Raw genomic sequence first — 24,352 nt, 5'->3', positions numbered from 1 at the left:
CATTTGAGTGCCCATGTCCGATCCTCATTCCCGCATCATTGGCGGCGCACCCGAGGGCTTTGACGCCCGCCTGATCCTCGAAGAAGTCGCGCGCAGCGACGGCCCGGTGCTGCACATCGCCCGCGATGACAAGCGGCTTGCGGCGATGCAGGCGGCGTTTTCGTTCTTTGCGCCCGAGATGCCGGTGCTGACCTTCCCGGCCTGGGATTGCCTGCCCTATGACCGGGTGTCGCCCAATGCCGACATTTCCGCCGCGCGGATGGCGACGCTGGCGGGGCTGGTGCACGGTATGCCCAAACAGTTCGTCTTGCTGACGACATTGGCCGCCGCGACGCAGAAAATCCCGGCCCGCGAGGTGCTGCGCGAGGCGGCCTTTACCGCGCGTGTCGGCAGCCGGGTTGATGAAAAGGGCCTGCGTCAATTCCTCGTCCGGATGGGGTTTGTGCAGGCACCAACAGTGCTCGAGCCCGGCGATTACGCGGTGCGCGGCGGGATCATCGATATCTTCCCGCCGGGCGATGGCGGGCCGGTGCGGCTTGACCTGTTTGGTGATACGCTTGATGGCGCACGGCGGTTTGATCCGGTGTCGCAGCGCACAACGGAAAAGCTTGATCTGGTCGAATTGGCCCCGGTCTCTGAGGTTATCCTCGATGAGGCGGCGATCACGCGGTTCCGCCAGAATTACCGCATCGAGTTTGGCGCGGCGGGCAGCGACGATCCGCTGTATGAGGCGATCAGCGCCGGGCGCAAACATCAGGGATCCGAGCATTGGCTCGGGTTTTTCCACGATCGGCTGGAAACCCTGTTCGATTATCTGCCCAAAGCGACGATCACCCAGGATGACCAGATCACCCCGTCGCGGCTGTCGCGGTGGGAGATGATCGACGATCAATACCAGACCCGCAAGATCGCGATGAGCCAGAAATCGCGGATGGACACGGTTTACAAACCCGCGCCGCCCGAGACGCTCTATCTTGACGATGCCGCCTGGGAACAGGCCGTTGCCGGGCGCAGAGTGTTGCAATTCCATCCGCTGCCGCAGGCCACTGGTCCGGGTGTTGCGGATGCCGGCGGGCGGATCGGGCGCAACTTTGCCCCCGAACGCCAGCAGGAAAGTATAAGCCTTTTCGGGGCCTTGGCGAGCCATGTCAAAGACCGCATGGTCGAGGGGCCGGTGGTTATCGCGTCGTATTCCGAGGGCGCGCGCGAGCGGCTTTCGGGGCTGATCGAAGACGAAGGGCTGGCCGAGACGATACATGTCAAGGACGCGCGCGGGGTTGGCAAACGCGGGCTGTATCTGGCGGTTTGGGCGCTGGAGCATGGTTTCGCCGGGCCTCTGGCTGCGGCAGGTGGAACAGCATCCCGTGATAAAACGGTGATGACGGTCATCTCGGAACAGGACGTTCTGGGCGACCGCCTGATCCGCTCGACCAAGAAAAAGCGCCGGGCCGAGAATTTCCTGACCGAGACGCAATCGCTCTCGCCCGGTGATCTGGTGGTGCATGTCGATCACGGCATTGGCCGCTATCTGGGGCTTGAGGTGGTCACGGCAGCGGGCGCGGCGCATGAATGTCTAACGCTGGAATACGCTGAGGCGTCAAAGCTTTACCTGCCGGTTGAGAACATTGAACTGCTGTCGAAATATGGCCATGACGCGGGGCTACTCGACAAGCTCGGCGGTGGTGCGTGGCAGGCCAAGAAGGCCAAGCTCAAGGAACGCATCCGCGAGATGGCCGAACGGCTGATCCGCGTCGCGGCCGAGCGTGCTCTGCGCAAAGCGCCCATAATGGACCCGCCGCATGGTGCCTATGAGGATTTCAGCGCGCGGTTCCCCTATGAGGAAACCGACGACCAGCTGCGCGCCATTGGCGATGTGATGGACGACATGCATTCCGGCCAACCGATGGACCGGCTGATCTGTGGCGACGTGGGCTTTGGCAAGACCGAGGTGGCGATGCGCGCCGCCTTTGTCGCCGCGATGTCGGGCATGCAGGTGGCAATCGTCGCGCCGACAACGCTGCTTGCGCGGCAGCACTACAAGAGCTTTGCCGAGCGGTTCCGTGGCTTTCCGATCCAAGTGCGTCCGCTATCGCGCTTTGTGACCGCCCGCGATGCGCAGCTGACCCGCGAGGGCATCAGCAAAGGCACGGCTGATATCGTAATTGGCACTCATGCTTTGCTGGCTAAATCGGTGAAGTTTCAGAACCTTGGCCTGTTGATCATCGACGAAGAGCAACATTTTGGCGTCAGCCACAAAGAGCGGCTCAAGCAGTTGCGCACCGACATTCACGTGCTGACGCTAACCGCGACGCCAATTCCCCGGACGCTGCAACTGTCGCTGTCGGGCGTGCGCGATCTGTCAATCATCGGCACGCCGCCGGTCGACCGGCTCGCGATCCGCACCTACGTCAGCGAGTTTGACGCGATCACCATCCGCGAGGCGCTGTTGCGCGAACATTATCGCGGCGGCCAGAGTTTCTATGTCGTGCCGCGCATCAAGGATCTGCCCGAGATCGAGGATTTCCTGAAAACCCAGATGCCCGAGATTTCCTATGTCGTGGCGCACGGGCAGATGGCGGCGGGCGAGCTTGATGACCGGATGAACGCGTTTTACGACGGCAAATACGATGTTTTGCTCGCAACCACGATTGTCGAAAGCGGCCTTGATATCCCGACCGCCAATACGATGGTGGTGCACCGTGCCGATATGTTTGGCCTGTCGCAGCTCTATCAGATCCGGGGCAGGGTGGGCCGCTCGAAGACCCGCGCTTATGCCTATCTGACCACCAAACCGCGCGCCAAACTGACCGACACCGCCGAAAAACGCCTGCGGGTATTGGGCAGCCTCGATACGCTTGGCGCGGGCTTTACGCTGGCCTCGCAAGACCTTGATATTCGTGGCGCCGGCAACCTGCTTGGCGAAGAGCAATCCGGCCAGATGCGTGATGTGGGCTATGAGCTCTATCAGTCGATGCTCGAGGAGGCGATTGCCAAGATCCGCTCGGGCGAGATGGAGGGCCTTTCGGAGACGGATGATCAGTGGGCACCGCAGATTAACCTTGGCGTGCCGGTGCTGATCCCGGCCGACTTTGTGCCCGATCTCGATGTGCGGCTTGGCCTGTATCGTCGTCTGTCGGAACTGACCACCAAGGTCGAACTCGAAGGTTTTGCCGCCGAGTTGATCGACCGGTTTGGCAAGCTGCCGAAAGAGGTCAACACCTTGCTGCTGGTGGTGCGGATCAAGGCGATGTGCAAACGCGCCGGGATTGCCAAACTTGACGGCGGGCCGAAAGGCGCGACGATCCAGTTCCACAATGACAAATTCGCCTCGCCGCAAGGTTTGGTGGATTTCATCAAGGACCAGCGCGGCATGGCCAAGGTCAAAGACAACAAGATTGTCATTCGCCGCGAATGGAACAGCGACACCGACAAGATCAAAGGTGCCTTCGGCATTGCGCGTGATCTGGCCGAGAAGGTCGTGGCTGAAAAGAAGCGCAAGAAGGCCAAGGCTAAGGCCAAGGCCTGAGCATTCTTTCACACCGGTAACACCCTGCGTCGCGCCAGGCTTGGCGCGCACGCATTCTGCCCGGTAATCGCCCGTCAGGGTCGAAATATGCTGATATTTTGCGCGATTGCTGCGATGCAGCATGGAGGCCCGGCCTTGCCGCCAACGCCACGTTGACAGCTGCGCGGATTACGCCGTTACCTGATCTGGTACTCAATGAAGGTGCACTGGGCCGCTTTGGCCCGACCATCCGGCACAGGGGCAACCGCGGCCACAGCGACCACGGCGGCCCATACCGGAGCAGATCGCAGCAACGGCGTTGCGAACCACGAACCCGACCGGTTCGATTTCGTCTGTGCAGCCCGCCGCGGTTCGCGCGCGCGTCACCCCATTTCCTATATCTGATCTCCTGAAGGAATCGTTATGTCCTATGTCACTCCAGCCGAATTCTCGGCGCAAATGGTTGATGCCGGTGCCAAAAAGGCGCTGATGTCCACGAAAGATACCCTGATCCGCGCGTATATGGCGGGGGCCATCCTTGCGCTGGCGGCGGCTTTTGCCGTCACGGTCACCGTCAACACCGGCAGCTTTTTGGTGGGCGCGCTGTTGTTCCCGGTGGGGTTTTGTACGCTTTATCTGCTTGGGTTCGACCTGCTGACCGGCGTGTTCACCTTGGTGCCGCTGGCGTGGTTTGACAAACGCCCGGGCGTGGATGGCAAGGCGCTTTTGCGCAACTGGGGCCTCGTGTTTGTGGGCAACTTTGCCGGTGCGATGACCACCGCGATCTTTATGGCGATCATCCTCACGATGGGCTTTTCGCTTGAGCCGAACGCGGTTGGTCAGAAGCTGATGGACATCGGCCATTCGCGCACCGTGGGCTATGCCGAGGCCGGTGCGGGCGGGATGCTCACGCTGTTTGTCCGCGCCGTGATGTGCAACTGGATGGTGTCGACCGGCGTTGTGGCCGCGATGATGTCGACGTCGACGTCGGGCAAGATCATGGCGATGTGGATGCCGATCCTGATCTTCTTTTACATGGGGTTCGAGCACTCGATCGTGAACATGTTCCTGTTCCCCATCGGCCTGTTGTTGGGCGCGGATTTCACCTGGGGCGACTACCTGATGTATAACGAGATCCCGACTGTTGTTGGCAATCTTGTCGGCGGTCTGACCTTTGTTGGCGCGATGCTTTACACCACGCATTACAAAACCAGCCCGTCGCGCGCGATCAAAACCGACAGCGCCGGTGTGGCGGCTGAGTGATCAGCGCTTAAATCTGGGCCGCGCAAGCAATGCGCGGCCTTTGCATTTTACGTCGATAAGGGGATGCCTGTGCCCAAAGATGATCTGGTTCAAGACGCTTTGACCGTCACGCTCGGCCAGCATTCCCGTGCGGGTCGCAAACCGCAAAATCAGGATTTTTTCGGCGCGATGATCCCCAGTGGCAGCGCGCTGCGGCTCAAAGGCATCGCACTTGCCGTCGCCGACGGGATTTCCAGCAGTCAGGTCAGCCGCGAAGCCGCCGAGACCGCCGTCAAAAGCCTTTTGACCGAATATTACGGCACCTCTGACGCTTGGGAGGTCAAGACCGCCGCCTGCAATGTGATTTCGGCCACCAACGCCTGGCTTTATGGCATCAACCGGCGCGCGCTGCATGACAGCCCCGATCTTGGCCACGTCTGCACGCTCTCGGCGCTGATCCTCAAGGGGCATTTCGCGCATCTGTTTCATGTCGGGGACAGCCGGATCTGGCGGGTGGCGGGCACCTCGCTTGAGCCGCTGACCCAGGATCATGTCACCCGGATCTCTGCCAGTGACACCCAGTTAAGCCGCGCGATGGGGCTGGACCGCGCCGTCAATGTCGATCACCGCAAACTGCGGTTGAGCGCGGGCGATGTGTTTTTGCTAACGACCGATGGCATCCACGACCACTGGACCCCCGGCGATGTGGTCGCCGCGATCACCTCTGCCGACAGCCTTGATGCGGCGGCGGCCACCATCGCCGATCAGGCGCTTGCCGCTGGCAGCCCCGACAACCTCACGGTGCAGATCGTGCGGATCGACGCGTTGCCCGGCGGGGCCCATTCGCCCGCTGACAGTGATGCGGCGCTGCCGGTGCTGGCGATGCCAAACCCCGGCGATACGATTGACGGCTTTCGCATCGTGCGCCCGATCCATTCCAACAACCGCAGCCATATCTTTCTGGCGATTGCCCCGAGCGGCCAGAAAGTCGCGTTCAAAGTGCCCGCGACCGAGATCCGGTCAGACCCGAATTACATCCGCATGTTTCTGATGGAAGAGTGGATCGCGCGGCGGCTGTCCTCGCCGCATGTGGTCAAGGCGGTGGCGATGCCCGAGACCCGCTCGGGGCTGTATGTGGTGACGGAGTTCATCGAAGGCCAGACCCTGCGCCAGTGGATGCGCAACACCCCCGCGCCCACGATGGCCGAGGTCAGCGCCATTGCCAGCCAGATGATCCGCGGGTTGCGGGCGTTTCACCGCAAGGACATGCTGCATCAGGATTTTCGGCCCGAAAACCTGATGATTGACAGCGATGGCACGGTCAAGATCCTCGATCTTGGCTCGACCCGTGTGGCCGGGATTGAAGAGACCCGCGCCGAAGAAGACACCGCCATCCTTGGCACCCTGCAATACACCGCGCCCGAGTATTTCGTTGGCGATCCGGTTGGGCCGTGGTCCGATCAATTCTCGCTTGGCGTCATCCTGTACGAGATGTTGACCGGCCGCTTGCCCTACGGTGCAGATGCGGCGCGGGTCGGCAACCGGCGGGACCGCGCGCGGCTTAAATATCGCCTTGCGGCGGATGGCGCCAACAGCGTGCCTTATTGGATTGATGACGTTCTGCGCCGCGCGGTTCACCCGAATGCCAACCAGCGCTTTGCCGCGCTTTCCGAACTCGACGCTGCGCTAAGTGCGCCGCCCAAAGGCCCCGCCGCGCGCACCCGCAGGCCGCTCGCCACCCGCAACCCGGTGCTGTTCTGGCAGACGGTGTCGGCTGCTCTGGCGGCGGCGGTCTTTGCGCTTCTTGTCACCCGATAAACACCCCCTCAGAAAGGACCCCACATGGACATGATCCCAACCCATATGACCCGCGAAGACGTCACTGCGATGATCCTCGGCGCCAAGAAACAAGCTGGCCTGACATGGGAAGGCATCGCCGACAGCATCGATATGTCGCCGGTCTGGACCCACTCGGCCGCGATGGGCATGAACGCCATGCCCGCCGACAAAGCGCAGGCATTGGTCACGGCGCTGGCCTTACCGCCAGAGGCGACTGCGGTCTTGCAGGAAAGCCCGACCAAGGTTTGGGAACAGGCGGTGCCGACCGACCCCTGCATCTATCGCTTTTACGAGATTGTTGGCGTTTATGGCCCGACGCTCAAGGCGCTGATCCAAGAGAAATTTGGCGACGGCATCATGTCGGCCATCGATTTCGATATGCAGATCACGCGGGTCGAAAACCCCAAGGGCGACCGCGTAAAGGTTGAGATGTCCGGCAAGTATCTGTCGTATAACGCTTGGTAAATACATAGCGATATAGGGTTCAGGCCGGGGACTTGGCCTGAACCGCCCGCGCGCCGATACGCGCAGGGGCAGGGTGCGTTACTTACGCTTGGCGGGTTTGGTCGGATCGTCGCCGTTGGGATAGACCAACCCAGCCGAGATCACCAGTTTCGCCGCCGCTTCCACCGTCATATCCAGCTCGATCACGTCTTCCTCGGGGAAGAACAGCAAAAAGCCCGAGGTCGGGTTGGGCGTTGTGGGCACAAACACCGAAATCAGCCGCCCGCCGGTTTCCGCCCGCCGCGCAATCTCGCCCTTGGCAGTGGTCGAGATAAAGCCAATCGCCCAGATGCCCTTGCGCGGATACTGGATCAGGCAGGCCTTCTCGAACGAGCGGTCCTCTTGGTTAAAGACGGTTTCTGCGATCTGTTTGACGCCGGAATAGATCGACCGCACCACCGGCACTCGTTCCACCAGACTTTCGGCGAAACGCACCATCGAGCGGCCAATCAGCCCCTTGGCGATCCAGCCGACAAACAGCGTGAACAGCAAGAAGACGATAACGCCAACGCCGCGCACGTTGACGCTTATCCAATCGGGGTCAGACGGGTCGCGGGTGCCCAAAAACCGGTTGAGCAGCTCTTCGGGCTGATAGGCGTTGGGCACAAACGGCCACACAAAGCCATCGACCCAGCCGATCACTGTCCAGATCAGCCAGACGGTCAGCCCGACCGGCGCAATCACCACGATTCCGGTTAGAAAGGACGCGCGAAAGCCCGCCACCCATCCCGGCCGTTGCCGGCTCTTGGGGTCGTCGTCAAATGGCGTGGTCATTCAGGTCTTGGTCCCAGTGCTTTTCCCCGTGGTCAAGCTAGGCATTAACCTGTTGAACCACAATGGCACGCCCAGCGATATCCAGCGATATGCGGCTTTATTCGGATAATTTGGTGAGCGCGCAGGCAATCTCGGCACCGAGGCGCGCGTTGTTGCGGACCAGCGCGATATTCGAGGTCAGCGAGCGGCCCTCGGTCAGCTCAAAGATCCGTTGCAGCAGGTAGGGCGTTACATCCTTGCCGCCGATCCGGTGGGTCTCGGCATCGGCCAGCGCGCGGGCAATCACCGGGTCGATTTCAGAGCGGGGGATTTCCGCCTCGACCGGGATCGGATTGGCCACCAGTTGACCACCCGAAATGCCAAGGGCCGCGCGCGCAAGCTGGGCGCGGGCAATCGTTTCGGCGTCGTCCATCCGCAAGGGCGCATTATACGCCGAGCTGCGCGACCAGAATGCGGGAAAGGCTTTCTGACCGTAGGCAATCACCGGCACGCCAAGGGTTTCGAGCACCTCCAGCGTTTTCGACAGATCGAGGATTGCTTTGGCACCTGCGGCCACCACCGTCACGCCGGTGCGGCTAAGTTCCTGAAGATCGGCCGAGATGTCAAAGCTTTGCTCGGCGCCGCGATGCACGCCGCCGATGCCGCCGGTGGCAAAGACGCCGATGCCGGCCTTGGCCGCAGCGATCATAGTGGCGGCAACAGTGGTCGCCCCGGTGCCGCCGGTCGCCATGCAGGCGGCCATATCGGCGCGCGATAGTTTGGCCGCGCCACGGGTTTGCGCCAGTTTCTCAAGCTTGGCATCGTCAAGCCCGATGCACAGCTGCCCGTCGATCACCGCGATGGTGGCCGGAGTGGCACCGTTTTCGCGGATCACATCCTCGACGCCGCGCGCCATCTCAAGGTTTTGCGGCCAGGGCATCCCGTGGGTGATGATGGTGCTTTCCAGCGCCACGATGGGTTTGCGCTCGGCGCGGGCCTTGCTGACTTCAGCGGAATAAAGGATCTCAATCATGCGGGGTTTCTCCGGAGACATATCTTGCAGCGGCGCGCAGGGCGCGGTTAAGGGCGGTTGCGCGGTCATCGCCCGCAGCTTCGGCGGCCATATGCGCCGCCATAAAGGTATCGCCCGCGCCTGTCACCCGTGTGACAAGCACCGGGGGCGGGCATTCGGCCACAAGGCCATCGGCGCAGGCATCGGCGCAGGCCCCGCCACCATCAGTGACCAAAGCACGCCGTGCACCCCGCGCGACCAGCCCTTCGGCGGCGCTGGGGGCGTCTTTGAATTCGGTCTGGCACAGAATGCCGGCTTCTTCGCGGTTGACGTAAAGCACCGCGCGGGGCCGCGCGATAAACGGCAGCAGGCGCTCGGCCTTGCCGGGCGACGCCGGCGCAACCCGCAGGTCGGCAGCCTCAAACGCAGGATCGCGTGAGATCCGGCCCAAGAGATGCTCGGTCAGATTGCCATCAAGCGCGATCAGCCCGCGGTACGGCGCCGAAGCCGTGCCCAGACGGCCATCGATCAGGGGCCGCAGGATCTTGTCATCCGCCGCTTCCAAGGAATGCGCATCAGCAATCGCCGCGATCAGCCCGTTTGCGCCCTCGACCGCCATATAGCGGTCGGTTGGCAGATCATCCGAGCGGTAAATGTGGCCGCACTCCAGCCCCATGCCCTCGCATTCTTGGATCAGCACGTCGCCCATCACATCGCGGCCCACCGCGCTGAGCAACGCGGGGCGCATGCCAAAGCGCACCAAAGTCATCGCGATATTAAGCGCCACGCCGCCGGGAATCTGGGTGATCCGGCCGGGCACATCCGACCCTTGGCGCATGACCGAGGCCGATCGCCCGATCACGTCCCAAAGCACCGATCCTATGCATAATACATCCGCCATAACCTGCTTGTGGCCTGAAACTTTTTTCACTGCAAGCCGTAGCTTCAGGTTGCAAGTCGCGGACATCGGGGCATTGTTCGCGACGTGATTAACGAGGAGTGACGGGATGAGACGGGTTCTGGCAGCGATACTGCTTCTTTGGGCGGGCTCAAGTGCGGCGCATGAGGTGATGCCAACCATTGCCGATTTGACGGTGGCAGAGGGGGCTGTGACCCTCGATCTGCGTCTGAACGCCGAGGCTTTTGCCGCGGGCATCGACTTGGACGGGCTGGAAGACACCGACACCACCGAACGCTCTGACGCTTATGACTCCCTGCGCGCTTTGTCACCCGACGCGTTGGCCACCCGCATGGCTCCGGTGGCCGAGTCTATCGCCCGCAGCCTTACCCTTGAAAACGGCGGCACGCCGGTGACGCTTGAGGTCACTGGCATCGAAATCGGCCCCATCGCCAATGTCGAATTCGCCCGCGAAAGCCAGCTGTCGTTGCGCGCCACTCTGGCCAATAGCGCAGCACCACTGGTGCTGAACTGGCCCGATGGCTATGGCACGCTGGTGCTGCGCCAGATGGGGGTTGAGAGCGGCTATACCGGGATTATCGAAGGCGGTGGCACCAGCGACGCGATCCAACCGGGCGGCAGCGCGCCGCAATCCGGCCTCTCGGTGTTTGCCGATTACATCCCCGTCGGGTTTGACCACATTCTGCCCAAGGGGCTGGACCATATCCTGTTTGTGCTCGGGCTGTTCTTCCTCAGTGCCCGACTTCGGCCGCTGTTGTGGCAGGTGACGGCCTTTACCGCAGCCCATACCGTAACCCTCGCGCTTGGCGCTTTTGGCATCGTCACGATCCCGGGCAGCATCGTTGAGCCGATCATCGCGGCCTCGATTGTCTATGTCGCGGTAGAGAACATCTTCTCGCCCAAGATGCACGCCTGGCGGCCGGTGGTGGTGTTCGGCTTCGGGCTGTTGCACGGCTTGGGCTTTGCCAGTGTGCTGGGCGAGTTTGGCCTGCCGGAAGGGCAGTTCATCCCGGCGCTGCTGGGCTTTAACGTTGGGGTCGAACTGGGCCAGCTGACGGTGATCGCCATCGCGTTTCTGGCGGTGGGGCTGTGGTTTGGACGCAAGGAGTTCTATCGGCCCTACATCGCGGTGCCCGCCTCGGTGGTGATTGCGCTGGTCGGGGCCTATTGGTTTGTCGAGCGGGTGATCTGAGGCGACACCCGTCCAACAACGGTCTCTCAGGCGGCGAGATCGACCCAAACCGGAACGTGATCCGATGGCTTTTCGCCGCCACGCACCGCCGCGTCGATCTGGCAATCCTGCATCAGATCGGCGCATTCCGGCGTTAGCAGGAAGTGGTCGATCCGTATGCCATTGTTGCGCTGCCAGGACCCGGCCTGATAATCCCAAAACGAATAGTGACCGCCCTGTTGCGTGCGCGCGCGGAAGGCTTCGGTAAAGCCAAGGTTAAGGATCCGACGATACGCAGCCCGGCTTTGCGGCAGGAAAAGCGCGTCTTCTTTCCAGTCGGCGGGGTTTGCCGCATCTTCTGATTGTGGGATGATATTAAAGTCACCCGTAATAAGTGCATGTGATTCGTCGGCGATTAATTGCGCCGCGCGGTCGTACAAGCGCTCCATCCAGGCAAGTTTATATTCATATTTCGGCCCCGGCACCGGATTGCCGTTGGGCAAATAGAGCCCGCAAATTCTTAGCGCGTGACTGTCGCCAACCACAGTCGCCTCGATCCATCGCGCCTGTTCGTCACTGTCATCGCCGGGCAACCCGCGGGTGACATCCTCAAGCGGAAACCGCGAGAGCAGCGCCACGCCGTTGAAGCCCTTTTGGCCATGGGTTTCAACATTATAGCCCATGTCTTCGAAGTGTTCGCGCGGGAACCCTTCGTCGACCGACTTGATTTCCTGAAGCACCGCGACGTCGGGTTTGGCATCCGCAAGCCAGTCCGTCAGCGCGCCAACACGCGCCTTAACGCCATTAATATTGAACGTGGCAATCTTCATGCTGGTCTCCCTTTGTTCGGACGTACCCTTTTGATCAACAGAGGGACAAGCGGAAAAAATAGAAGAGTTTTTAACGATTCGGGTTAAAATCATCGTGCAACCCGCTTTTTTAGGGGGATTTTTAGCGACGGGTAAAATTTGTGCGGATCGTTTTTTTTATAATTTGCGCAGGTATATAGATACCATATTTAGTGTGGATAACTTAGTTATCCACAAGCTGTAGTTGAAATAACATTTGAAATGCTCGGATGGGCAGAGAACTCTAGGGGAGTAGAAACCTTCCAACCTGGAGACGACCATGCTCGCACTTGTTCAAGAAACCTTTAACGAAACCCAAACCCAAGAACGCACCATCGAAGCGACCGAAATCGCGACCGGTGACCACGTTCACACCATGATGTGCGCGTCGATCGACGACGGCACCGACATGTTTGATGGGGACCAGGTTCAAGCGATGATGTGCGCGTCCTAATCGCCGCGTCACGCTGAAACGCCCGGACCGGGCACATTTGATGCACTTCGAAGGACCAAGTCATGTCAAACGTCGTTTATTTGAATGTGCCCGGCCCCCAGGAACGGCGCGCCGCACGTGCAGGCACGTTGATCCAGACTTTTGCCCGCCATCGGCGTGGCCCCGAGGATGTGTTCTGGCTGAAAGAAAACGCCGAACTGCTGAACATCCTTGAAAATACCGATCAGGACATTCCAGCAACCTTGCTGGAACCGTTCTGCGAATTTTACGAAAATGCCCGTGAAAAACTAGCGTTCTTTCCGCAATACTATCGGTTCATCCTGTCTCTGACCCTCGATCTCGAAGCCCTCGGGATGCAGGGCGAGACAGCCGAATCGATGTGCGCCTGGGTCGTCCGACAGGATCTGGCCGGCGGCGAAACCTCGGATATCCAGCGCCTCGAAGCCAATCGCCTGATGAAACGGCGCGGATTTGACCCGCTACGTGACAATGGTGCTGCTGAAGCGCGTCTGCGTGACTTCATTTCGCGTCCAGATCGCTTTGCATTGCCCAACAAAAAGGCTGCCTTCGAACTGACCCATATCGTATTCTACCTATCAGAATATGGCAGGAAAGACCCCGGTCTTGGGCCAAATGTGCTGCGATCACTCGAGAACGCAGGTCTTTTGGCTTTTCTTGACGGGAACATGGATCTTCTTGCTGAGATTTGTGTCGCAATGCGGTATGCAGGATTCAACCCTTCGCTGATTTGGGAAAATTGGGTCAATTTGAAGATGAATGAAGTTGAGATTTCTGAGGCAATGGGTGACGCGGGCGCACAGCGCCCCGTGGCAGATGCCTATCATGAGTATCTCACCGGATCTTGGCTTGCCGGGGCAAAGGGCGAAACCCTTTTTGCCCAAGTGCCAACCGGCCGCGGCACAGGCGAGGGGCGGCTGATGTTTCACCGGCCGCGCGCCAAATCCGCCGCTTTGCGCGAAATCTCGGTTCAGCTTTTTCGCATGGGCACCAGCCGCAGCGATGCCTGGGATGCGATGCGCGGCGTGATCGACGGGCAGTTGAGCGATCCTGCCCGCGAGCAGTTGCACCAAGCCGAGGCCTCGACCGGGCATTTTGACGCATTCTTCGAAGATTTTGCCCGCGCCCAGCAGGTGAGCGCCTGATGGGAGCATTGGAAAAACGAATGAGCCTGACGATGCTCGGCACCGGATTGGTGCTGGTGTACACCTTGCTCATCACTTTTTCCGACGCCATCACCAAATACCTCGCCGTCAGCTATAAAGCGCCGCAGCTTTTGTGCATCGTGGCCTTCCTGATCGCGGCGATGTCGCTGGGAAGCGCGCGGATGCGGCAGCAGAAGGTCAGCCTGCGCACCACATGCCCCAAGGTTATGGCCTTGCGCGCGGTGCTAACCGTCCTTGCCACACTTATGTTCTTTAACGCACTGGCAACGCTGGCTTTTGCGCAGGTTTTCCTGTTCATCGCGCTGGTGCCTTTGCTCTCGGCGCTGATGTCGGGCCCGATCCTTGGCGAGCATGTGCGCCCCTCGGCCTGGGTGGCCTTGGGCTGTGGTTTCCTCGGCGTGCTCTGGATGGTCGACATCGATCTGAACGCCATCGCGCCGGGCCATATCTATGCGTTCATCGGCTCGGTTTCGGGCACGGCGTCCATCGTCATGGCGCGCTACATCGGGCGGCACGAAAACAACTCACTGGCGCAGGTGTTTTATCCGCAGGCGGCGGTGTTCCTGTCGATGGTACTGCTGGCGCCGTTTGGTTGGCAGCCGATGTCGCTGTTTGATGCATGCATGGCCGTGGCCTGCGCGGTGGTGCTGTTCTCGGCGCGGCTGCTTTTGGTCATCGCGCTGCGCCATCTGACCGCTTACGCCGTCACGCCGTTGATGAACCTGCAATTCGTCTGGATGGTGGTGATCGGCCTCGTCGTGTTCAACGAAGTGCCTGCCGCGACCACAATTATCGGCGCATTTATCGTCATGTTTTCAGGGGCCTACCTGGTCTTTGATCAGGCGCAGGCCAAGCGTGAAACCGCCCGGCCCGTGGCCTATCGCAAGCCAACTCTGGCGCGCAGCTAAGCCCGATCAGATCGAGAAGGACGTGCCGCAGCCACATGCGCTGGTGGCATTCGGGTTCTCGATCACGAAGCGCGCGCCGATCAATTCCTCACTGAAATCGATCACAGCCGAGGCCAGAAACGGCAAAGACACCGCATCGACGATCACCTTTTCGCCGTTGCCCTCAAGCACAAGGTCGTCATCCGAGACTTCATCAAGGCGGATATCGTATTGAAATCCCGAACATCCGCCGCCTTCGACGGCCACGCGCAGGGCCTTGCCATCCGAGGCGGCCCCGATCTCGGCCAGTCGGTCAAAGGCGCGGTCTGTCACTTTGGGTGGCAACTGCATGACAAATCTCCGGTATTTCCTGCACAATCGCCCTTGGGGGCGGTTTTCACATCTGTCACCTTGCAATATAGAAACGACGCAAGCCGTCAACAAGGAGACAGTGATGCGCGCGCCTTATGCGTCCCGTCCTGAAATGTCGCGCGGGCGGCAAAAACCGGAAGACGAAAGCCATTTTCGTTCGTGTTTTCAACGCGATCGCGACCGGATTATCCATTCGAGCGCGTTCCGGCGGCTGAAACACAAAACCCAGGTCTTTGTGGAACATGAGGGCGATTATTATCGCACCCGCCTGACGCATTCCATCGAAGTGGCACAGGTGGCGCGAACGATCTCCGGCGCGCTTGGCCTTAACCCCGAGCTGACCGAAGCGGTGGCGCTGGCACATGACCTTGGGCACACACCGTTTGGCCACACCGGCGAAGACGTGCTTGACGCGTTGATGGCCCCATATGGCGGCTTTGATCACAATGCACAGGCGCTGCGGATTGTGACCGCGCTTGAGCTGCATTATGCCGAGTTCGACGGGTTGAACCTCACCTGGGAAACCCTTGAAGGCATTGCAAAACACAACGGCCCGGTCACGGGCGATCTGCCTTGGGCGCTGGCGGAATATGACACCGGCCATGACCTCGAATTGCACACCCATGCCAGCGCCGAGGCGCAGGTGGCGGCGATTGCCGATGATGTGGCGTATAACAACCACGATCTGCATGATGGCCTGCGGGCAGGGCTGTTCACCGAGGATGACATTTGCACTCTGCCAATCGTCGGTGCCGCCTTTACCGAGGTTGATGCCAAGTATCCCGGACTTGAGGAAAAACGTAGACGGCACGAAGGGTTACGGCGCGTCTTTGGTGTGATGGTTGCAGATGTGATCGACACGTCTCAGGCGCTTTTGGCGGCTTCGGGCGCGCGTTCAGCGCAAGAGATCCGCGATCTGCCTGCGCCGGTCATTCGCTTTTCTCCCGGGCTGTGGCGGGACCTTCAGGACATCCGCGCATTCCTGTTTCAGCGCATGTACCGCGCGCCCAGCGTCATGACGGTGCGTCGGGAAGTCGGGCAGGCGGTTGAGGACCTGTTCGCGCATTATATGGAGGCCCCAGAGCTGCTTCCGCCCGCGTGGCAGACAGCGCTGAGTGACGCACCCGAAGACCGCACCCTGCGCGCGCGTGCCGTGTCGGACTATATTGCGGGCATGACGGATCGGTTTGCTTTGCAGTCGTGGCGGCAGTTGTCCGATGCAGAGTGAAGGCCGTAGATTCCATGTATATCAGCTAGATACGCTGCATATATAATCTTTTGCGTGAGCCTGAAGTGTGACGAATTTTGAAGCAGCCGATCAACTGTAAACCGCGCAGCGCCTGACCTGCGGCCATCACGGGCGTATCCCGCGCGTTGACGCTCTGATTGACGTGGGCGCGCGGCGTGATAAACCGCGCTCAAGCTTGAAGGACCACACCATGAACCTCTTTTCCGACCTGCGCGGTGCGGTGATTGCCGCGCTCGACCAGATGACCACCGAAGGCACGCTGCCCGAGGGCTTGGACTTTGCCAATGTCGCGGTCGAACCGCCGCGCGATCCGCTGCACGGCGACATGGCGACCAACGCCGCCATGGTTCTGGCCAAACCCGCGCGCATGAAGCCGCGCGACATTGCCGAGGCGCTGGCCGAAAAGCTGCGCGCGGATGATCGGATCACCGAGGCTGGCGTCGCGGGGCCGGGGTTCCTGAACCTGCGGCTGGCACCGTCTGTCTGGCAAGGTGTGGTTGGCAATGTGCTTGCGCAGGGCAAAGAATTTGGCCGCTCCGGCATGGGGCAGGGCAAGAAGATCAACGTTGAATATGTCTCGGCCAATCCCACTGGCCCGCTGCACGTAGGCCACACCCGCGGCGCGGTGTTTGGCGATGCGCTGGCCAGCCTGCTGGCCTATTCCGGCCACGAGGTGACGCGCGAATATTACATCAACGATGGTGGCGCGCAGGTCGATGTGCTCGCGCGGTCGGTGTATCTGCGATACCAAGAGGCGCATGATCTCAGCGTCGATTGGCCCGAAGGCAGCTATCCCGGCGATTACCTGATCCCGGTTGGTGAGGCGCTCAAGGACAAGGTCGGCGACGTCTGGCTTGAGGCCCCCGAGGACGTGTGGCTCGAAGAGGTGCGCGAGTTTGCCACCGAAAAGATGATGGACCTGATCCGCGAAGATCTCGCGCTTTTGGGCGTGAAAATGGATGCGTTTTATTCCGAGAAATCGCTGTACGGCACCGGCCGGATCGAAGCGGCGATCAAGGACCTTGATGACAAGGGCCTGATCTATCGCGGCACGCTTGAGCCGCCCAAAGGCAAAAAGCCCGAAGACTGGGAGCCGCGCGAACAGACGCTGTTCCGCTCGACTGCGCATGGCGATGATGTTGACCGGCCCATCAAGAAGTCCGACGGCAGCTGGACCTATTTTGCCCCGGATATCGCCTATCATTATGATAAGGTTTCCAGAGGCTTCGACGGTCTTATTGATGTCTTCGGTGCAGACCACGGCGGCTATGTTAAACGGATGAAGGCCGCGGTTTCGGCGCTGTCGGATGGCAAGACGCCGCTTGATATCAAGCTGACGCAACTGGTTAAGCTGTTCAAGAATGGCCAGCCGTTCAAGATGTCGAAACGGGCAGGCACTTTTGTGATGCTGCGCGACGTTGTCGATCAGGTCGGCCCCGATGTGACCCGCTTTGTGATGCTGACGCGCAAGAACGACGCCTCGCTGGATTTCGATTTCGACAAGGTGCTGGAACAAAGCCGTGAAAACCCGGTGTTTTATGTGCAATACGCCAATGCCCGCGTGCATTCGGTGCTGCGCAAGGCGCGCGAGGCAGGAATGTCGCCCGACGTGGATGCGCTGGCCGGGGCCGATCTTGGCCAGTTGGATCACGAGGCAGAACTGGCTGTGGCCAAGAAGCTGGCCGAATGGCCGCGTCTGGTGGAAATTGCGGCGCGCACCCACGAGCCGCACCGCGTTGCCTTCTATCTCTATGAATTGGCTGGCGAATTTCACACTTTGTGGAACCGCGGCAATGAGGTGACCAGCCTGCGTTTCCTCCAAGAGGGCAACCCCGACACATCCTCGGCCAAAATCGCGCTGGCGCGGGCGGTGTCGGTTGTTATTTCCTCCGGGCTTGGTATCTTGGGCGTAACGCCGGTCGAGGAGATGCGCTAAGACGTCTTTCTCCGGCGCAAGAGCAGACAATAGCATAACCCGGCGGCGTGCATCGCTGGGAGCGGAGAGGCGAAGATGGCAGATATTCACATGTCCGGATCCCCAGTGGGATACGGAGGGCAACGCCCGTATCATGTGCCCCACCAGGCACCAGAACAGACCGGCGCGAAGGCGAGCACCTATGCCAATGCGGCCGGGGCTTTTGTATCGCTGGCCTTGTTGGTCGGCGTCGGGATCTGGGGGTATCAGCTGTTGGTGCGCGATGTGTCGGGGGTGCCTGTGGTGCGCGCGACAGAAGGCCCTTGGCGGGTTGCGCCGGAAAATCCAGGTGGCCAAGCCGCTGACAATCAAGGGCTCGCGGTCAATGAGGTTGCCGGGCGTGGCACGGCGTCTGGACCCGTCGATCAAGTCGCGCTGGCCCCTGCCGCTGTCGGGCTTGATGAGGGCGATCTTGCGGGCCAACGCCTGTCAATCGTTGCGCCGCCGCCGATCACGGCACAGGGCGCGACCATGCCGAAACTGGCTGTTGCCGCAGACACCCGCGATGATCTAAGCGAAACCCGCCGCGAGACCCGCGCCGAAACCGTTGCCATGCCGATCATGACAAACCGGGTGGATGGCGGCGCGCGCAAGCCGATTGCCAATTCCACCATCCAGGCTCTGGCCGATCAGATTGCCGCTGATGTGACCCCGCTGGGCGCAGTGGCTCCGGCTGCCGCGCCTCCGGCCACGACCTCGCTTAAACCGATGGAAGACACCGTGGCCGCCGTGTCGAAGATCGACGCACCTGGCGTGCGGCGCAGCCCGCGTCCGCGCACGCGACCCGCGCAACTGTTTGAAAAGGCCGTTGCCGCCATCGTTATTCCGGCCAGCGCGCCTGTGGCCGCAGCTGAGGCACCTGTCGCCGCAAACTTGCCTGTGGGCACGCGTTTGGTGCAGCTCGGGGCCTATGAAAGCGCATCGATTGCCGAGCAAGAGTGGGCGCGGATTTCTGGCAAGTTCGACAGCTTCTTTGATGGCAAGGCCCGCGTGGTGCAAAAGGCGCAAAGCGGTGGCCGCACCTTCTATCGCCTGCGCGCACATGGCTTTGACGATCTCGCCGATGCTCGCCGCTTTTGTGCGGCCCTCGTGGCCGAACGCGCCGATTGCATTCCCGTGGTCATAAAATGACCGCGACCGCCGCGATATTCGCCCCCCGTGGGGAGGAGCTGACCGGCGCGGAACGGCAATTCTTTGCCGAGGCAGACCCTTGGGGCTTTATCCTGTTTGCCCGCAACATCGCCAATGCCGACCAGATCCGCGCGCTGACCAAAGACCTGCGCGAAACCGTGGGCCGCAATGCGCCGGTCCTGATCGATCAGGAAGGCGGGCGCGTGCAGCGCATCCTGCCGCCGCTTGCCCGCCGCTGGAAACCGCCGCTCACTGATGTGGTGCGTTTGGGCGACAAGGCCGCCGAGGGCATGTACCTGCGCGCCCGCATCATCGCGGCCGAGCTGCGCGGCTTTGGCATCGACGTGAATTGCATCCCGACGCTGGATGTCGCCTCGGAGGAAACCCATGATTTCCTGCGCAATCGCTGTTACGGCGAAACCCCGGATCAAGTGACCGATGTCGGCCGCGCGGTGGCGCAAGGGCTGATCGAAGGCGGCGTTCTGCCGGTGATGAAGCATATGCCGGGGCATGGCCGGGGCCGGGTGGATAGTCATCTTGAGCTGCCGCACACGCGCGCCTCGGTGCTGGACCTGCGCGCCAATGATTTCGTGCCGTTTTCGGCGCTGAATTATGTGCCGATGGGTATGACCGCGCATATGATCTACGAAGCGGTCGACCCTTATTTTCCCGCCACCCAATCCGGCGCGATGATCAATCTGATCCGCGAAGAGCTTGGGTTTGCCGGGCTTTTGATGACCGACGACATCTCGATGGAGGCGCTAAGCGGCACCCCGGCGGACCGCGCTGCGGCGTCGATGGCGGCGGGCTGTGATGTGGTGTTGCACTGCAACGGTGTGCTGGATGAAATGCGCGCCGTGGCCGAGGCCGCAGGCGTGCTGAGCGAAGGGGCCGCCTTGCGCGCCGCCGCCGCGCTGGCCCTGCGCAAGCTGCCGGCAGAGGTTGACACAACCGAGCTGGAGGCGCAGTTTGATGCGCTTTTGACCGGGCCCTAGGGTATGAGCGACGACGACTTCGACGACGACACAGTGCAAGATCCCCAAAGCGTTGCCGACCGTCTGGCGGCCGAGGCGCTTATTGTCGACGTCGACGGATTTGAAGGGCCGCTTGATTTGCTGTTGATGCTGTCGCGCACCCAAAAGGTGGATCTGCGCAAGATCTCGGTGCTTGATCTTGCCAAGCAGTATCTTGTGTTTGTTGAGCAGGCCAAGCAGTTACGCATCGAACTTGCAGCAGATTATCTGGTGATGGCGGCGTGGCTGGCCTTCCTGAAATCGCGCCTGCTGCTGCCGCCTGATCCCACCGAAGACGGCCCCTCGGGCGAAGAACTCGCCGCGCATCTGGCCTATCAGCTTGAGCGTTTGCAGGCGATGCGCACCGCCGCCGCGCAGCTTATGGCGCGCAATCGGTTGGGGCGCGATATCTTTGCGCGTGGGGTGCCAGAAACGGTTGAGCGTGTGAAATCAGTGACTTACACGGCGACGTTGCTGGACTTGATGCAGGGTTATGCCCGCATCCGCACCCGCGATGAATTCCGCCCCTTTGTGATGGACCGCGACAGCGTGTTCACCATGGAGCAGGCGTTGGAGCGGATGCGGGGGCTGATCGGGTTTGCCGGAACTTGGACCGACATCGCGGTGTACCTGCCCGAGGGCTGGGACACCGACCCGATCAAGCTGCGCTCGGCCACAGCGGCGACTTTTGCCGCCTCTTTGCAGCTGGTTAAAGAGGGCAAAGCCGAGCTTCGGCAAGAGGGCACTTTTGAGGCGCTGCAACTCAGGCGGATCACGGATAAATAGATGAACGACGACGCAGACTATATTGAAGATAAAGGAAAAAGCCTGTTCGCGGCTCCGGTGATGGCCGAGCAAGAGCGGATGGTCGAAGCCGTGCTGTTCGCCAGTACCGCGCCGGTGACGGTGAAGGATCTTGAGGCGCGGATGCCACATGGCTGCGATGCCGCAGAGGCGCTTGTGCGTCTGCGCAAACGCTATGAAGGGCGCGGGGTGCAGGTGGTCAAAACCGGCGATGCTTGGGCGATGCGCACCTCCGCCGATCTGGCGTTCCTGATGCAAAAGGAAACGGTCGAGACCCGCAAACTGTCGCGTGCGGCGGTCGAGACTTTGGCGATCATTGCCTACCATCAGCCGGTGACGCGCGCCGAGATCGAAGAGATCCGCGGCGTCAGCGTGTCACGCGGGACGGTGGACCAACTGCTCGAAATGGAGTGGATCCGCTTTGGTCGCCGCAAGATGACGCCGGGCCGCCCGGTGACCTTTGTGGTGACGGCGGAATTCCTCGATCACTTCGGCCTTGAAAGTGCGCGCGATCTGCCCGGCCTCAAGGAGTTGCGGCAGGCGGGATTGCTCGAAAGCCGACCGCTGCCGGGCACGCCGCAGTTTGGCGACGGCGGAAGCGACGAAGACGAAGAGACCACCGAAGGCCAAAGCGAATTGTTCGAGGATTAAACCGGGCGCGCCCTCAATATTCCATCTTTGTGCGCTAGTCAGACGCCCAGACCCAAAGGAGACAGTCCAATGAATGCCAATCAACTGATCAACATGGTGATGCGGCTGTTTCTGCGCAAAGCCTTGAACCGTGGCATCGACGCGGGCATCGATCGTTTCGCCAAACGCGGTGGAAAAGGGCAGGGCGACGCGCCCCAACAGGACAAGGCGCAGGCGCAACAGGCCAAACGCGCCATCCGCATGGCCCGCCGCGCCGGGAGAATGTAGGTACACGAATTCTCCCTTAAATTGTAAGTGAACAAAAAATGTGGTAGTCTTTGGCTTATTGTCAAAGAAAGCCATTTTCATGTCCCAGGTTTCAGCCCCCCCAGCGGAGGCCCGTCCCAGCTATGGCACTGGGGTTGCGGTTGTTCTGCTGTACATCTTTTTCGTGCTTGCGGTCTTTGCCGGCTTTGCCAGCTATCTGACCCGGACCGAGCTGCAATCCCAGCTCCAGACCAGCAATTCCGAGGTGCAGGCGCTTGACGATCTGATCTATCTTTTGCGCCGCGAAGAGATCCTGCGCGTCCAGATCGAGGAGACCCTGAGCGCGGTCGATGAGGCCGATCTTATCATTGATGATGCCAAGCGGCGGCTCGAGGAGCTGCTGTTTGCCAAACGGCGCCAAAGCGGGTCGCTCGTCCGGCTGGCCTCGGAAACCTTTGGACATTTCAACACCGGGATGCCGCATTGGGACAGCCGGTCGGGCATTCAGGTGCGCGATGTCATTGATGCAGATCTCAACGCCGAATCCAAGCTGCGCGCGCTGCTCGACATTGCGCCGGGGCTGTTGCCGTCGCAAGAGGCGGACATCGCCGCGCTTGAGCTGGTGCTGGCGCGGATTGGCACCGCGCAGAGCCGCCTGACCGAGGTTGACGACAAACTGGCCGAGCTGCGGCTGGCCGAGATTGACCTGCAAAGCGACCGTGACCGGGCGCTGGAATCGCGCTCATGGCCCCAGCGACAACGCGAACAGCTTGAGAAAGAACTGACCGCGCTGCGCGTGCGCCTGCCTGCGGATTCAAGCGGCCGGGCACGGGTGAGCGCGCTGTCCTCTGCCCTTATCGGTGGTCTGTTTTTGAAGCTGGTGTCTTTCCCGACGATCTTCCTCACCCTGATTGTGACGATGGCCGCCGGGGGTTTGGGCACCGTGGTGTCTTACACCCGCAATCTCCAGACCCGCGAGCGCAGTCAAACGCCGGGGCCTGCGGGTTCGGTGAAATTCTCGCGGTTGTTTGTGAACGTCGGCGAAGGCATCGCCGCCGCGATCGCGATTTTCCTGTTGGCCGGGGCGGGGATGTTGGTGCTGACGCAGGGCTCTGGCCCGCAAAATCAGATCGAGCTTAGCCCCTATACCGTGGCCTTCATTGCCTTTCTGTCCGGCTTTATGGCCGAGCACGCCTTTACCCGCATCCAAGAGGCGGGAAAGCGGATTTTCTCGGTGCCGAAAGGGGATAAGGACCAGTCAATTGCAATTGAAAAGCCGGTTGCTCAGGCCGCTCCACAACCTACCCCGGCACAACCCGCCGCCGCAGTCGCGCCGGGTGCCGTCAGCGAAAATGCTTCGACAACTTTAGTCCCTGACCCTGGTAATTCGACTTAAGCCCGGCACCATACAGGATTTCCGGCTGCTCGCTCATCTTTTCATAGACCAGGCGGCCAACGATCTGACCATGTTCAAGCACAAACGGCGCCTCGTGACAGCGCACCTCAAGCACACCGCGCGCGCCTTTGCCGCCCGCCGCATCATGGCCGAACCCGGGATCAAAGAACCCAGCGTAATGCACCCGGAATTCCCCCACCATCGCCAGATAGGGGGCCATCTCAGCGGCATACTCGGGCGGGATATGCACCGCCTCGCGGCTGACAAGAATGTAAAACGCGCCGGGATCCAGGATCAGATGGCCCGAGGTGCTGTGCAGCTCTTCCCAAAAGTCCTGTGGATCGTAGTGGCCGATCAGATCAAGATCGATCACCCCGGTGTGCGGTTTGGCGCGATAGCCGACAAGCGTGCCCTCAGCCGGTTGAAGATCGACGGAGAAACCCAGACCGGCGTCAATCACCGCTTCGCTGTCAACCAGCGGCGATACGTCGTGCAGCGCGCGCAGGCTGGCATCGTCAAGCACCGCTTGGCCTTGGCGAAAGCGGATCTGATTAAGCCGCATGCCGGGGCGCACCAGAACGGAAAATGAGCGTGGGCAAATCTCGGCATAAAGCGGGCCGGTGTAGCCATCGGGAATGCGGTCGAACTCGGTGCCTTGGTCGGTGATCAACCGGGTCAACAGATCAAGCCGGCCGGTCGAGCTTTTGGCATTGGCCACCGCTTGAACGCCCTCAGGCAGGGCCAGCGATTCCATCAGCGGCACGACATAAACCGCGCCTTTTTCCAGAACCGCGCCTTGGGTCAGGTCGATCCGGTGCATTTCAAATTCGGACAGACGGTCTTCGACAGTGCGGCCCTGACCGGCCAGAAACGAGGCGCGGACGCGGTACGCCACGGTGCCAAGCCGCAGATCAAGGCTGGCTGGCTGAATCTGTGCGTCGATGATGTTGGGGGCACCGGTAAGGGCACCGCTGTTGATCATGTCGCTGATTTGCTGGCTTGCAAGTACACCTGTCACGGGTGGAACCTTCTTACTTAAGGTCCGCCCCCGCGAGGGGTCGAATGGGGGAGGATGTTAATGGTCGGGCTAGCAGGACTCGAACCTGCGACCTTCCGTCCCCCAGACGGACGCGCTACCAGACTGCGCCATAGCCCGACTGGGGTGCTTTCTACCCGTTTTGGGCCGGGGGGCAAGAG

Annotated in this window: 22 protein-coding genes and 1 tRNA gene; 16 read left to right on the top strand and 7 right to left on the bottom strand. The window is 61.0% G+C overall.

Features of this window, described 5'->3' with window-relative positions; translation table 11 throughout:
- Positions 1-13 precede the first annotated feature (13 nt).
- The 4 genes from mfd (at position 14) to cynS (ending at position 7,051) form a co-directional block, all read left to right on the top strand.
- The gene (gene mfd, locus ACW9UO_RS03390) at positions 14-3,526 is read left to right on the top strand and encodes a transcription-repair coupling factor (RefSeq protein ID WP_457087580.1); all 3,513 of its coding nucleotides are present in this window, start codon (positions 14-16) and stop codon (positions 3,524-3,526) included.
- A gap of 402 nt (positions 3,527-3,928) precedes the next feature.
- Positions 3,929-4,768, top strand: coding sequence for a formate/nitrite transporter family protein (locus tag ACW9UO_RS03385; protein ID WP_457087579.1), 840 nt, complete (start codon positions 3,929-3,931; stop codon positions 4,766-4,768).
- A gap of 69 nt (positions 4,769-4,837) precedes the next feature.
- Entirely contained in the window at positions 4,838-6,565 is a 1,728-nt protein-coding gene (locus tag ACW9UO_RS03380; protein WP_457087578.1) for a protein kinase domain-containing protein, read from the top strand.
- A 24-nt stretch (positions 6,566-6,589) separates the two neighbouring features.
- Positions 6,590-7,051 carry a cyanase gene (gene cynS / locus ACW9UO_RS03375; RefSeq protein ID WP_457087577.1) on the top strand — a complete coding sequence of 154 codons (462 nt, stop codon included), beginning with the start codon at positions 6,590-6,592 and terminating at the stop codon, positions 7,049-7,051.
- Between the two features lie 78 nt (positions 7,052-7,129).
- Here cynS and ACW9UO_RS03370 read toward each other — a convergent pair whose 3' ends face one another.
- The 3 genes from ACW9UO_RS03370 to ACW9UO_RS03360 all read right to left on the bottom strand — a co-directional run bounded on the left by ACW9UO_RS03370 (position 7,130) and on the right by ACW9UO_RS03360 (position 9,756).
- The gene (locus ACW9UO_RS03370) at positions 7,130-7,864 is read right to left on the bottom strand and encodes a DUF502 domain-containing protein (RefSeq protein WP_457087576.1); all 735 of its coding nucleotides are present in this window, start codon (positions 7,862-7,864) and stop codon (positions 7,130-7,132) included.
- Between the two features lie 97 nt (positions 7,865-7,961).
- Complete coding sequence (locus ACW9UO_RS03365; RefSeq protein ID WP_457087575.1) at positions 7,962-8,876, bottom strand: pseudouridine-5'-phosphate glycosidase; 915 nt, start codon at positions 8,874-8,876, stop codon at positions 7,962-7,964.
- Entirely contained in the window at positions 8,869-9,756 is an 888-nt protein-coding gene (locus ACW9UO_RS03360; RefSeq protein WP_457087574.1) for a PfkB family carbohydrate kinase, read from the bottom strand. The genes ACW9UO_RS03365 and ACW9UO_RS03360 overlap by 8 nt, the downstream gene beginning before the upstream one ends.
- Positions 9,757-9,862: 106 nt before the next feature.
- On the opposite strand from ACW9UO_RS03360, the gene ACW9UO_RS03355 reads away from it, so the two are divergent.
- Entirely contained in the window at positions 9,863-10,966 is a 1,104-nt protein-coding gene (locus tag ACW9UO_RS03355) for a HupE/UreJ family protein (protein ID WP_457087573.1), read from the top strand.
- Positions 10,967-10,992: 26 nt separating this feature from the next.
- Here the strand turns inward: ACW9UO_RS03355 and xth are convergent, their stop codons facing one another.
- The gene (gene xth, locus ACW9UO_RS03350; protein WP_457087572.1) at positions 10,993-11,775 is read right to left on the bottom strand and encodes an exodeoxyribonuclease III; all 783 of its coding nucleotides are present in this window, start codon (positions 11,773-11,775) and stop codon (positions 10,993-10,995) included.
- 298 nt (positions 11,776-12,073) lie between these two features.
- Between xth and ACW9UO_RS03345 the strand changes: the two genes are divergently transcribed.
- The 3 genes from ACW9UO_RS03345 (at position 12,074) to ACW9UO_RS03335 (ending at position 14,339) form a co-directional block, all read left to right on the top strand.
- Entirely contained in the window at positions 12,074-12,247 is a 174-nt protein-coding gene (locus ACW9UO_RS03345; protein WP_457087571.1) for a hypothetical protein, read from the top strand.
- Between the two features lie 62 nt (positions 12,248-12,309).
- The gene (locus ACW9UO_RS03340; RefSeq protein ID WP_457087570.1) at positions 12,310-13,410 is read left to right on the top strand and encodes a DUF6902 family protein; all 1,101 of its coding nucleotides are present in this window, start codon (positions 12,310-12,312) and stop codon (positions 13,408-13,410) included.
- A gap of 20 nt (positions 13,411-13,430) precedes the next feature.
- Complete coding sequence (locus ACW9UO_RS03335) at positions 13,431-14,339, top strand: DMT family transporter (RefSeq protein WP_457087569.1); 909 nt, start codon at positions 13,431-13,433, stop codon at positions 14,337-14,339.
- Between the two features lie 6 nt (positions 14,340-14,345).
- Here ACW9UO_RS03335 and ACW9UO_RS03330 read toward each other — a convergent pair whose 3' ends face one another.
- Complete coding sequence (locus tag ACW9UO_RS03330) at positions 14,346-14,669, bottom strand: HesB/IscA family protein (protein ID WP_457087568.1); 324 nt, start codon at positions 14,667-14,669, stop codon at positions 14,346-14,348.
- A 103-nt stretch (positions 14,670-14,772) separates the two neighbouring features.
- Between ACW9UO_RS03330 and ACW9UO_RS03325 the strand changes: the two genes are divergently transcribed.
- From ACW9UO_RS03325 to ACW9UO_RS03290, 8 genes are all read left to right on the top strand, one after another.
- A complete protein-coding gene (locus ACW9UO_RS03325) occupies positions 14,773-15,918 on the top strand; it encodes a deoxyguanosinetriphosphate triphosphohydrolase (protein WP_457087567.1) in 1,146 nt (381 codons plus the stop codon).
- Between the two features lie 211 nt (positions 15,919-16,129).
- On the top strand, positions 16,130-17,875 hold the full coding sequence (gene argS / locus ACW9UO_RS03320; RefSeq protein WP_457087566.1) for an arginine--tRNA ligase: 1,746 nt from the start codon (positions 16,130-16,132) through the stop codon (positions 17,873-17,875).
- A 90-nt stretch (positions 17,876-17,965) separates the two neighbouring features.
- The gene (locus tag ACW9UO_RS03315) at positions 17,966-19,045 is read left to right on the top strand and encodes an SPOR domain-containing protein (RefSeq protein ID WP_457087565.1); all 1,080 of its coding nucleotides are present in this window, start codon (positions 17,966-17,968) and stop codon (positions 19,043-19,045) included.
- Positions 19,042-20,040, top strand: a complete 999-nt coding sequence (locus ACW9UO_RS03310; RefSeq protein ID WP_457087564.1) for a glycoside hydrolase family 3 N-terminal domain-containing protein — start codon at positions 19,042-19,044, stop codon at positions 20,038-20,040. The genes ACW9UO_RS03315 and ACW9UO_RS03310 overlap by 4 nt, the downstream gene beginning before the upstream one ends.
- A 3-nt stretch (positions 20,041-20,043) precedes the next feature.
- Complete coding sequence (locus tag ACW9UO_RS03305) at positions 20,044-20,844, top strand: segregation and condensation protein A (RefSeq protein ID WP_457087563.1); 801 nt, start codon at positions 20,044-20,046, stop codon at positions 20,842-20,844.
- Entirely contained in the window at positions 20,845-21,513 is a 669-nt protein-coding gene (gene scpB / locus ACW9UO_RS03300; RefSeq protein WP_457087562.1) for an SMC-Scp complex subunit ScpB, read from the top strand.
- 69 nt (positions 21,514-21,582) lie between these two features.
- Complete coding sequence (locus tag ACW9UO_RS03295) at positions 21,583-21,780, top strand: hypothetical protein (RefSeq protein WP_457087561.1); 198 nt, start codon at positions 21,583-21,585, stop codon at positions 21,778-21,780.
- 79 nt (positions 21,781-21,859) lie between these two features.
- Complete coding sequence (locus tag ACW9UO_RS03290; RefSeq protein ID WP_457087560.1) at positions 21,860-23,155, top strand: hypothetical protein; 1,296 nt, start codon at positions 21,860-21,862, stop codon at positions 23,153-23,155.
- On the opposite strand, the gene ACW9UO_RS03285 is transcribed toward ACW9UO_RS03290, so the two are convergent.
- Complete coding sequence (locus ACW9UO_RS03285) at positions 23,103-24,173, bottom strand: 2'-deoxycytidine 5'-triphosphate deaminase (RefSeq protein WP_457087559.1); 1,071 nt, start codon at positions 24,171-24,173, stop codon at positions 23,103-23,105. The genes ACW9UO_RS03290 and ACW9UO_RS03285 overlap by 53 nt on opposite strands.
- Before the next feature lie 61 nt (positions 24,174-24,234).
- Positions 24,235-24,311 (bottom strand) — tRNA-Pro (locus tag ACW9UO_RS03280).
- Between the last annotated feature and the right edge of the window lie 41 nt (positions 24,312-24,352).

The organism is Marinovum sedimenti (genome assembly GCF_054052205.1).
The sequence above is the reverse complement of the archived record's forward strand: the minus strand, read 5'-3'. Positions and strand labels throughout refer to the sequence as shown.